Below are 6,039 nucleotides of genomic sequence, written 5' to 3'. Positions count from 1 at the left end.
GCGACACGCCCGGGTGGGGGGCGTTTTGACGGGTGGTGGTGGTGGCCGTAGTGTATCTATACGTACCCCAAAGGTGCGGAAAGCCGTAGTGCTTCCCGGCCTCATGTGGGACCAGATCGTGGCTAAATCAGCGTGGGGTTTCTGTTTCAGAAGCGTCTGTGTTGGGCTATGATGATAAGCCTCCCATCGAGTGTGTGTCACTGGCTGAGTCGTGTTTTTCGTGGTGTTCAAGTGTGCTTCGGTACGCCGAAAATGTCTGCGTTTGCCGATTTGACAGCGACTAGCTGGGTGGCTAGGTTAGACAAGTTGCCCCGGAGTGACAGCCCAGTAGGGTGTGAAGTCGGGTGCGTCCGATCCTTGAGAACTCAACAGCGTGCACAATGTCAAATGCCAAAAACCTCGTGGTGTTGATCCCGTTTCTAGCGGGTGATCATTTATGAGATTCCTTTGGAAATAATATTGAACAAGTCCTGGTCTTCGGACTAGGCAACTATACAAAGCAAGTCAGTAATGATTTGTTCTTGTCAGTTTCAAACTTGCATCTTCTGGGCCTATTCCGGTCTGTGGGTGCACTAGATGGGCATCGGGTTTGTATTTATACAGATTCGGGAGCTATTCAAACATTTACGGAGAGTTTGATCCTGGCTCAGGACGAACGCTGGCGGCGTGCTTAACACATGCAAGTCGAACGGTGAAGAGGAGCTTGCTCCTTGGATCAGTGGCGAACGGGTGAGTAACACGTGAGCAATCTGCCCTTGACTCTGGGATAACTGCGGGAAACTGTAGCTAATACCGGATATTACCTTGGAAGGCATCTTCTGGGGTGGAAAGAATTTTGGTCAAGGATGAGCTCGCGGCCTATCAGCTAGTTGGTGAGGTAATGGCTCACCAAGGCGACGACGGGTAGCCGGCCTGAGAGGGTGACCGGCCACACTGGGACTGAGACACGGCCCAGACTCCTACGGGAGGCAGCAGTGGGGAATATTGCACAATGGGCGCAAGCCTGATGCAGCAACGCCGCGTGAGGGACGAAGGCCTTCGGGTTGTAAACCTCTTTTAGTAGGGAAGAAGCGACTGGGTTTTCCTGGGAGTGACGGTACCTGCAGAAAAAGCACCGGCTAACTACGTGCCAGCAGCCGCGGTAATACGTAGGGTGCAAGCGTTGTCCGGAATTATTGGGCGTAAAGAGCTCGTAGGCGGTTTGTCGCGTCTGCTGTGAAAACCCGAGGCTCAACCTCGGGCCTGCAGTGGGTACGGGCAGACTAGAGTGCGGTAGGGGAGATTGGAATTCCTGGTGTAGCGGTGGAATGCGCAGATATCAGGAGGAACACCAATGGCGAAGGCAGATCTCTGGGCCGTAACTGACGCTGAGGAGCGAAAGCATGGGGAGCGAACAGGATTAGATACCCTGGTAGTCCATGCCGTAAACGTTGGGAACTAGATGTGGGGACCATTCCACGGTCTCCGTGTCGCAGCTAACGCATTAAGTTCCCCGCCTGGGGAGTACGGCCGCAAGGCTAAAACTCAAAGGAATTGACGGGGGCCCGCACAAGCGGCGGAGCATGCGGATTAATTCGATGCAACGCGAAGAACCTTACCAAGGCTTGACATATACCGGAAACCTGCAGAAATGTAGGCCCCGCAAGGTCGGTATACAGGTGGTGCATGGTTGTCGTCAGCTCGTGTCGTGAGATGTTGGGTTAAGTCCCGCAACGAGCGCAACCCTCGTCCTATGTTGCCAGCACGTAATGGTGGGAACTCATGGGATACTGCCGGGGTCAACTCGGAGGAAGGTGGGGATGACGTCAAATCATCATGCCCCTTATGTCTTGGGCTTCACGCATGCTACAATGGCCGGTACAAAGGGCTGCGATACCGTAAGGTGGAGCGAATCCCAAAAAGCCGGTCTCAGTTCGGATTGAGGTCTGCAACTCGACCTCATGAAGTCGGAGTCGCTAGTAATCGCAGATCAGCAACGCTGCGGTGAATACGTTCCCGGGCCTTGTACACACCGCCCGTCAAGTCATGAAAGTCGGTAACACCCGAAGCCAGTGGCCGAACCCGTAAGGGACGGAGCTGTCGAAGGTGGGATTGGTGATTAGGACTAAGTCGTAACAAGGTAGCCGTACCGGAAGGTGCGGCTGGATCACCTCCTTTCTAAGGAGCATGTGTCGTCCCGTCTGTATACAGCGGAATATGGCGACCAGTCATACCAGGGCGAATGTTCTTGGATGGCGCTCATGGGTGGAACATTGACATTGATATGAGGACGGTTAGTTCTTGAGCCGGTACGCTCCTTCGGGAGTTGGAACGCTCGGGTTCTGAAGAGAGTCATATATGCACGCTGTTGGGTCCTGAGGGACCGGAACAACGCGGGATGAAAGTCCTGGCGTTGATCTGTTTCTTCTGGACTTCTGTTCGTTGGCATCACTTGCCGGCGGGGAGGGGTACCGCCCGTACTTTGAGAACTACACAGTGGACGCGAGCATCTTAAATTTGACTCTCGTAAGAGAGCAAATTACAAAGATCAAAACATATGCCTTCGGGTGTGTGTTAGATCATTGGTCAATTTTGATGTCGAATTTATTCGGCATACTTAATCGATTCAAACTCATGTGATTTCAAATTTTTAAGAGCAAACGGTGAATGCCTTGGCATGTAGAGCCGAAGAAGGACGTAGTAATCTGCGATAAGCCTCGGGGAGTTGATAAACGAACTGTGATCCGAGGATGTCCGAATGGGGAAACCCCGCCAGGCCCGTGAGGTGACCTGGTGACTCCCGCCTGAATATATAGGGCGGGTAGAGGGAACGTGGGGAAGTGAAACATCTCAGTACCCACAGGAAGAGAAAACAATAGTGATTCCGTTAGTAGTGGCGAGCGAACCCGGATGAGGCTAAACCGATCATGTGTGATAACCGGTAGGTGTTGCATGGTCGGGGTTGCGGGACTTTTCTGCCTATTCTACCGAATGGTAAGGGTTAGAACGTTGTATAGACGAACAGGATTGAAAGCCTGGTCATAGAGGGTGCGAACCCCGTAGTCGAAATGCAGCAATCGCCCGAGAAGTATCCCAAGTAGCACGGGGCCCGAGAAATCCCGTGTGAATCCGTCAGGACCACCTGATAAGCCTAAATACTCCTACATGACCGATAGTGAACAAGTACCGTGAGGGAAAGGTGAAAAGTACCCCGGGAGGGGAGTGAAATAGTACCTGAAACCGTTTGCTTACAAACCGTTGGAGCCAGCTTTGTTCTGGTGACAGCGTGCCTTTTGAAGAATGAGCCTGCGAGTTAGTGATATGTGGCGAGCTTAACCCGAGAGGGGAATGCGTAGCGAAAGCGAGTCTGAATAGGGCGATTCAGTCGCATGTCCTAGACCCGAAGCGAAGTGATCTATCCATGGCCAGGTTGAAGCGACGGTAAGACGTCGTGGAGGACCGAACCCACTTCAGTTGAAAATGGAGGGGATGAGCTGTGGATAGGGGTGAAAGGCCAATCAAACTTCGTGATAGCTGGTTCTCTCCGAAATGCATTTAGGTGCAGCGTTGCGTGTTTCTTGCCGGAGGTAGAGCTACTGGATGGCCGATGGGGCCCAAAAGCTTACTGACGTCAGCCAAACTCCGAATGCCGGTAAGTGAGAGCGCAGCAGTGAGACGGTGGGGGATAAGCTTCATCGTCGAGAGGGAAACAACCCAGACCACCAACTAAGGTCCCAAAGCGCGTGCTAAGTGGGAAAGGATGTGGAGTTGCACAGACAACCAGGAGGTTGGCTTAGAAGCAGCCACCCTTGAAAGAGTGCGTAATAGCTCACTGGTCAAGTGATTCCGCGCCGACAATGTAACGGGGCTCAAGCACGCCACCGAAGTTGTGGCATTGATATTTTTGGTAAGCCGCACCCTTGTGGTGTTGGTTCAGCCGTGTTGATGGGTAGGAGAGCGTCGTGTGGCCAGCGAAGCGGCGGTGTAAACCAGCCGTGGAGGCTACACGAGTGAGAATGCAGGCATGAGTAGCGAAAGACGGGTGAGAAACCCGTCCTCCGAAAGATCAAGGGTTCCAGGGCCAGGCTAATCCGCCCTGGGTAAGTCGGGACCTAAGGCGAGGCCGACAGGCGTAGTCGATGGACAACGGGTTGATATTCCCGTACTGACGAAAAACCGCCCAAGCTAATCCAGTAATGCTAAGCATCTGAATCCCCTAGATGGATCCCTTCGGGGTGAAGCGTGGGGCCTAGCGTGCGACCCTATGCTGGTGCGGTTAGCGTATTAACAGGTGTGACGCAGGAAGGTAGCTGAGCCGGGCGATGGTTGACCCGGTCTAAGGATGTAGGCCGAGAGATAGGCAAATCCGTCTCTCATATAAGGTTGAGACCCGATGGGTAGCCCGTGAGGGTGAAATCAGTGATCCTATGCTGCCAAGAAAAGCATCGACGCGAGGTTTTAGTCACCCGTACCCCAAACCGACTCAGGTGATCAGGTAGAGAATACTAAGGAGATCGAGAGAATCGTGGTTAAGGAACTCGGCAAAATGCCCCCGTAACTTCGGGAGAAGGGGGGCCTGAGGCGTGAACGGACTAGCTCCGGGAGCGTTCGAAGGCCGCAGAGACCAGTGGGAAGCGACTGTTTACTAAAAACACAGGTCCGTGCTAAGTCGCAAGACGATGTATACGGACTGACGCCTGCCCGGTGCTGGAAGGTTAAGAGGAACGGTTAGCCGCAAGGCGAAGCTGAGAATTTAAGCCCCAGTAAACGGCGGTGGTAACTATAACCATCCTAAGGTAGCGAAATTCCTTGTCGGGTAAGTTCCGACCTGCACGAATGGCGTAACGACTTCCCAGCTGTCTCAACCGCGAACTCGGCGAAATTGCATTACGAGTAAAGATGCTCGTTACGCGCAGCAGGACGGAAAGACCCCGTGACCTTTACTACAGCTTGGTATTGGTGTTCGGTGTGGCTTGTGTAGGATAGGTGGGAGACTGTGAAGCTTGGACGCTAGTTCAGGTGGAGTCATTGTTGAAATACCACTCTGGTCATATTGGATACCTAACTTCGAACCGTGATCCGGTTCAGGGACAGTGCCTGGTGGGTAGTTTAACTGGGGCGGTTGCCTCCTAAAAAGTAACGGAGGCGCCCAAAGGTTCCCTCAACCTGGTTGGTAATCAGGTGTCGAGTGTAAGTGCACAAGGGAGCTTGACTGTAAGACTGACAAGTCGAGCAGGGACGAAAGTCGGGACTAGTGATCCGGCAGTGGCTTGTGGAAGCGCTGTCGCTCAACGGATAAAAGGTACCTCGGGGATAACAGGCTGATCTTGCCCAAGAGTCCATATCGACGGCATGGTTTGGCACCTCGATGTCGGCTCGTCGCATCCTGGGGCTGGAGTAGGTCCCAAGGGTTGGGCTGTTCGCCCATTAAAGCGGTACGCGAGCTGGGTTTAGAACGTCGTGAGACAGTTCGGTCCCTATCCGCTGCGCGCGCAGGAAATTTGAGAAGATCTATCCCTAGTACGAGAGGACCGGGATGGACGAACCTCTGGTGTGTCAGTTGTTCCGCCAGGAGCACCGCTGATTAGCTACGTTCGGAACGGATAACCGCTGAAAGCATCTAAGCGGGAAGCCGGCTTCGAGATGAGATTTCCATCCCTTCGGGGGAGAGGCTCGCAGCTAGACTACTGCGTTGATAGGCCGGATGTGGAAGTGGGGACTAAAGACCCATGGAGCTGACCGGTACTAATAAGCCGATAATTTGATAACACTTCAGTTTGAAGAAGCTGCTTTAGCGTCCACTATGTGGTTCTCGATGTACGGTCGAGAACAACGCTCCTTGTCAAGGGGAGCTCTATATAACTAAATAATATAGAATCGATTCATCGCAAAGATGTTTCGGCGGCTATAGCGAGAGGGAAACGCCCGGTCACATTCCGAACCCGGAAGCTAAGACTCTCAGCGCCGATGGTACTGCAGGGGGGACCCTGTGGGAGAGTAGGACACCGCCGGACTTAACTTAGAAACACCAGAAAGGCCACCCTCGGGTGGCCTTTCTGC

At 53.3% G+C, this 6,039-nt stretch carries 3 rRNA genes; all 3 read left to right on the top strand.

The window, feature by feature from the left end:
• Positions 1 to 623 precede the first annotated feature (623 nt).
• The 3 genes from CXY71_RS00560 (at position 624) to rrf (ending at position 5,993) form a co-directional block, all read left to right on the top strand.
• Positions 624 to 2,157 (top strand): 16S ribosomal RNA (locus CXY71_RS00560).
• A gap of 462 nt (positions 2,158 to 2,619) precedes the next feature.
• Positions 2,620 to 5,748, top strand: a 23S ribosomal RNA gene (locus tag CXY71_RS00555).
• A gap of 128 nt (positions 5,749 to 5,876) precedes the next feature.
• Positions 5,877 to 5,993 (top strand): 5S ribosomal RNA (gene rrf, locus CXY71_RS00550).
• The 16S, 23S and 5S rRNA genes sit together here, the layout of an rRNA operon.
• The last annotated feature ends 46 nt before the right edge of the window (positions 5,994 to 6,039 follow it).

It is taken from the genome of Cryobacterium sp. Y62 (assembly GCF_002929785.1).
Lineage (GTDB): Bacteria > Actinomycetota > Actinomycetes > Actinomycetales > Microbacteriaceae > Cryobacterium.
Note: the sequence above shows the minus strand (reverse complement) of the source record. Positions and strands in the feature narration are given on the sequence as shown.